Raw genomic sequence first — 5385 nt, forward strand, 5'->3', positions numbered from 1 at the left:
GTGGGGAGGGGCGCGGGAGAGCTCGGCTGGGCGGGGTCGGGTGGGGGGGGGCGGCTGCGTCGTGGCTGATCGCGCAGTTCCCCGCGCCCCTGAAAAGCAGGGGGCGGCCCCCTGCTTCCAGGGGCGCGGGGAACTGCGCGAGACCTCCCCACTCACCCGCACCCGCCCACGCACCCCACCCACCCGAACTCTCCGGGGTCCAAGGGGCGGAGCCCCTTGAAGGGACGGGAAGGGTAGGGGCGGCGGGGGCGAGAAAGAAGGACGTTACGCGCCCACGGCGGACAGGTGCGGCAGGGCCGCCTCGTCGTAGCGGTGCAGCAGCACGCGTGCGACCTCCGGTGACGGGCCGAGGACGTCGGCCAGGACGTCCGCCCCGGCCGCGCCCCGCGCGATCCGGTCCGGCAGGCGGCCGGGCGCGAGGACGTAGGGGGCGACGGCCACCCGCCGGCACCCCGCCGTCCGCAACTCCCGCACCACCCCCTCCGTACGCGGCAACTCCGCGGAGGCGAACGCAGGCCGCACGGCGCACCAACCGGTGTGCCGCCACTCCCGCGCGATTTCTGCGATCACTGCGATCGCCTCCGGGTCACTGGACCCCGCCGAGGCCAGCACGACCCCGGTCGAGGCTCTGTCGGCGGGGTCGAGCCCCGCCTCGTACAACCGCCGTTCGAGCCCCGCGAGCAGCAGCGGCGAGGGCCCCAGCACCTCGGCCTGCCGGATCCGCAGCCCGGGCGGCGCCTGCCGCAGCACCGCCGGGATGTCGGACTTGGCATGGAAGGCCCGGGTGAGCAGCAGCGGCAGCGCCACCACGTCCCGTACGCCCTGAGCCGCCAGCGACTCCAGCACACCCCGCACGGAGGGCACGTTGAAGTCGAGGAAACCCGTCTCCACCCGCACCCCCGGCCGCAGCGACCGTACCCGCCGCACCAGGGCGTGCACGGTCGCGGCGTGCCGCGGATCGCGGCTGCCGTGGGCGACGACCAGGAGGACCGGGCTGCTGTGCATGGGCGTTCAGTTCCTCACCAGGAGGCCGCGGCTGCGCAGTACCCACCGCTCCAGCGGACTGAAGATCAGCAGGTCGATGGCGATACCGACGATCAGGATGAGCAGGATGGCCTCGAACACCATCGACATGTCGCTGGCGTTGCGGCCGTTCTCCAGGAGCTGGCCGAGCCCGACGCCGAGGTCGGGGAAGGACGCGATGATCTCCGCGGCCATCAGCGACCGCCAGGAGAACGCCCAGCCCTGCTTCAGGCCCGCCACATACCCCGGCAGCGCGGCCGGGAGCACGATGTGCCAGGTGCCCTTCAGCCCCGTCGCGCCCAGGGTTCGGCCCGCCCGCAGGAACAGCGGGGGCACCTGGTCGACGCCGGAGACCAGCCCGTTGGCGATGGAGGGCACCGCGCCGAGCAGGATCACCGCGTACATCATCGAGTTGTCCAGACCCAGCCAGATCACGGCCGGCGGCACCCACGCCACCGACGGCAGCGACTGGAGCCCGGACAGGATCGGGCCGATCGCCGCCCGCACGAACTTCACCCGGGCCACCAGCAGCCCCAGCGGGGTGCCGATGACCAGGGCGAAGAGGAAGCCGAGCAGACCGCGCGAGACGCTGGTCCAGATGTAGCCGAGCAGATCGCCCCGGAGCCAGGCGTCGTGCACCTCGCCCCACACCGCGGACGGCGAGGGCAGCTTCGTCGGATCGTCGACGACCTTGAAGGTGATCAGCGCCTGCCAGAGCACCAGGACCAGCGCCACGGCGACAACCGGCGGCAGGACCTTGTCGATCAGGGTGCGGCGCAGCGGCGGGCGGCCGGAGGAGGCGGACTCCAGCGCGTCCAGGCCGGCCTCGACACCGGCCAGCCCCTCATGGGTCTCGTCCGTGTCCGTCGTCGTCTCAGTGCTGGCCATGGCGGCGGATCTCCCCACGCAGGACTTCGGTGATCTCGACGGAGAGTTCCGCCACGGGCGCGTCCTCGATGCGGCGCGGCTGCGGGATGTCCACCGTCCACTGGCGGGCCACCCGCCCCGGCCGGGACGACAGCAGGACGACCCGCTGCGCGAGCCGTACCGCCTCGCGCACGTTGTGCGTGACGAACAGGACGGAGACCCCCGTCTCGCTCCAGATGCGGGTCAGTTCGTCGTGCAGCACGTCCCGGGTGATGGCGTCGAGCGCGGCGAACGGCTCGTCCATCAGCAGCAGTCTGCTGTCCTGGGCGAGCGCACGGGCCAGCGCGACCCGCTGCCGCATGCCGCCGGACAGCTCGTGCACCCGCTTGCCGTGCGCGCCCTTGAGCCGGACGAGCCCGAGCAGCTCCTCGGCCCGTTCGCGGCGGTCCGCCTTGGGCACCCCGCGCAGCCGCAGGGCCAGTTCGATGTTCTTCCCGGCCGTCAGCCAGGGGAACAGGGCGTGCTCCTGGAACATCAGCGCGGGGCGGCCGTCGGTCGTGATGCCGCCCGAGGACGGGGCGTCGAGCCCCGCCACCAGGTTGAGCAGTGTGGACTTGCCGCAGCCAGACGCCCCCAGGAGGGTGACGAACTCGCCCGGCGCGACATCGAGACTGATGTCGTCCAGGACGAGCTGCCGCCCGGCGGGTCCGGCGAAGGACTTCGAGACGTGCTCGATACGGGCGGCGTGCCGCACCGCCGCGTCGTCGGCGGCCTTGGCGAGCGTGGTCGTGGCCATGGTCGTCACCTCCTGGGAACGGGTCGGGATACGGGGTCAGCCGCGGACACGGGTCACTGGGTGCCGAGTCCTGCGGCGTCGACCGTGCTCCCGCCCTGCGCCTTCAGGACCTTGTTCAGGAGCGTGAGGTCGTAGATGCCGTCCAGGTCGGGCTTCTCCAGCAGACCGGCCTTGACCGCGTGGTCCGCCTCGGTGTTCAGCGTGGCGGCCAGCGGATCGTCGAGGATCTTGATGGACTTCCACGCCGGGTCCAGGACGTCGGCCGGCAGCGCCTTGCCGGAGTCCTTCTCCAGCTGCTTGTTGGCCACGGCCTTCGCCGCGTCCGGGTTGGCGTTGATCCACTTGTTGGTCTCGACCGACGCCTTCAGCACCGCCTCGACGGCCTTCGGGTGCTCCTTGAGGAACTCCGCCCGCACCACCACGTTGGTGATGACGAACTTCTTGTCCGGCCACAGCGTGGACTCGTCGAGCAGTACCTTGCCGCCCTCGGCGACCAGCTTCGAGGCGGTCGGCTCCGGCACCCACGCGCCGTCCAGCGAACCGGCCTTGAACGCGTCCGGGGTCACCTTGTTGTCGCTGCGCACGACCGTGACGTCGCCCTTGCCGCTCTGCGCGTCGACCTTCCAGCCCTGCTCGGCGATCCAGTTGAGGAACGCCACGTCCTGGGTGTTGCCGAGCTGCGGGGTGGCGATCTTCTTGCCCTTGAGGTCCTTCAGGCTCTTGACCTTGTCCGGGTTCACCACCAGCTTGACGCCGCCCGAGGCCGAACCCGAGACGATCTTCAGGCTCTTGCCGTTGGACTTGGTGTACCCGTTGATCGCGGGGGAGGGGCCGAGCCAGCCGATGTCCACGGAGCCGGAGTTCAGCGCCTCGATCTCGGAGGGGCCCGCGTTGAAGACGGCGTACTTCGCCCTGGTCCCGCCCAGCTCCTTCTGGAAGAAGCCCTTCTGGTTGCCGACCAGCGCGGTGGCGTGGGTGAGGTTGCCGAAGTAGCCGATGCGCACGGAGTCGAGGCCGTCGGTCTTCTTCGCGTCGGCGGCGACCTTCGTGTCCCCACCGGAGTCGTCGGACTTGGAGCCGTAGCCGCAGGCGGCCAGTGTCAGCAGGGGCAGGACGGCGAGCACGGTGACGCCCCCGCGCAGGCGCGGGACACGTATGAATCGATTGGCAGGCACGGGAGGTGGTCCTCTCGTTGGCCCGGCGGTCACGGTCTTCTCATGCCGTGGCCGGGAGGTCGGCAGGTCTTCGGTGACGCGGGTGGGGGGTGAGGGCGCGCAGGCAGTGCGCGTACGTCACCGCGCACATCGCGCGACCCCGCCCGTTCCGCTGCCGAGGGCGCCGCTGCCCACACGGCCGCCCTCCTTGGCGAACGTCGCGAAGATGTCGACCCCGTTCATCTCAGAAGTCCCAGCCCTCGTCGGCGTCGGACTTCACCGGCTCGGGCGTGGCGAAGGACTCGCCGACCATCCCGGCGGTGAGGGTGGTGCCGTCGGACGGATCGATCAGGATGAACGAACCGGTGCGCCGGGAGTCGGCGTACGCGTCGGCCGGGAGCGGCTCGGCGGTACGGATCTTCACCCGGCCGATGTCGTTGGCGGCCAGCGTGCCGGGGTGCGGGTGCAGGGACAGGTCGTCCAGCGTCAGCCGGGACGGGATGTCCTTGACCAGCGCCTTGACGGTACGGGTGCCGTGCTTGAGGAGCACCCGGTGGCCCACCGTCAGCGGCTGGTCGGCCACGTGGCAGACGGTCGCCTCGATGTCCTGGCTGGTGGCCGGGGCGTCCGGGGCCGGGGCGATCAGATCGCCGCGGGAGATGTCCAGGTCGTCCGCGAGCAGCAGCGTCACCGACTGCGGCGTCCACGCCACGTCGACCGGCGTGCCCAGCAGATCGATCCCGGTCACCGTCGTCGTACGGCCCGAGGGCAGCACCGTGACCTGGTCGCCGACGCGGAAGGTGCCGGCCGCGATCTGGCCCGCGTACCCCCGGTAGTCCGGGTGCTCTGCGGTCTGCGGGCGGATCACGAACTGCACCGGGAAGCGGGCGTGGCAGTGCGCCAGGTCGTGGCTGACCGGCACGGTCTCCAGGTGTTCGAGGACCGTCGGACCGCCGTACCAGTCCATGTTCCCGGACGCCTCGACCACGTTGTCGCCCTCGAGCGCCGAGATCGGGATGGCGGTGACGTCCGGGACGCCCAGCTCGGTCGCGTACGCCGTGAACTCCTCGGCGATCGCGGCGAACACCGACTCCTGGTAGCCGACGAGGTCCATCTTGTTGACGGCGAGGACGACGTGCGGCACGCGCAGCAGGGCGGCGATCGCGGCGTGGCGGCGGGTCTGTTCGACGACGCCCGAAGTAGCGGTAGGCGACATCGATGGTGATGCCCTGCTCGCGCTCCGCCCGCAGCCCGTCCGTCAGCAGCGCCAGATCGGGTCCCTCCTGGCCGCGCCCGGCCGATGCCCGCTCCACGGCCTCCAGCTGGTCGGTCAGGACCGACTTGGAGTCGTGCAGCAGCCGTCCGACGAGCGTGGACTTGCCGTCGTCGACCGAACCGGCCGTCGCGAACCGCAGAAGGGTGGTCTCGGTGAGTTCCGTGGTGGTGGTCATGCCTAGAAGTACCCCTCGCGTTTGCGGTCCTCCATCGCGGCTTCCGACAGTTTGTCGTCGGCGCGGGTGGCGCCGCGTTCGGTGAGCCGGGAGG

At 71.3% G+C, this 5385-nt stretch carries 4 protein-coding genes and 1 pseudogene; all 5 read right to left on the bottom strand.

Annotation, left to right across the window (positions count from 1 at the left end; translation table 11 throughout):
* Nucleotides 1-264: 264 nt before the first annotated feature.
* The 5 genes and pseudogenes from IO29_RS31000 to IO29_RS31025 all read right to left on the bottom strand — a co-directional run bounded on the left by IO29_RS31000 (nt 265) and on the right by IO29_RS31025 (nt 5291).
* Nucleotides 265-1005, bottom strand: coding sequence for a sirohydrochlorin chelatase (locus IO29_RS31000; RefSeq protein WP_030383481.1), 741 nt, complete (start codon nt 1003-1005; stop codon nt 265-267).
* A 6-nt stretch (nt 1006-1011) separates the two neighbouring features.
* Nucleotides 1012-1911: an ABC transporter permease gene (locus IO29_RS31005; RefSeq protein WP_030383482.1), complete on the bottom strand. Its 900-nt coding sequence runs from the start codon at nt 1909-1911 to the stop codon at nt 1012-1014.
* On the bottom strand, nt 1898-2686 hold the full coding sequence (locus IO29_RS31010) for an ABC transporter ATP-binding protein (RefSeq protein ID WP_030383483.1): 789 nt from the start codon (nt 2684-2686) through the stop codon (nt 1898-1900). The genes IO29_RS31005 and IO29_RS31010 overlap by 14 nt, the downstream gene beginning before the upstream one ends.
* Nucleotides 2687-2739: 53 nt before the next feature.
* Nucleotides 2740-3861, bottom strand: a complete 1122-nt coding sequence (locus IO29_RS31015; RefSeq protein ID WP_030383484.1) for an aliphatic sulfonate ABC transporter substrate-binding protein — start codon at nt 3859-3861, stop codon at nt 2740-2742.
* Nucleotides 3862-4084: 223 nt separating this feature from the next.
* Nucleotides 4085-5291, bottom strand: a pseudogene (locus IO29_RS31025) (sulfate adenylyltransferase subunit 1).
* Between the last annotated feature and the right edge of the window lie 94 nt (nt 5292-5385).

Origin of the sequence: Streptomyces sp. NRRL F-6676 (assembly GCF_000725625.1) — a bacterium.
Classification (GTDB): Bacteria; Actinomycetota; Actinomycetes; order Streptomycetales; family Streptomycetaceae; genus Streptomyces.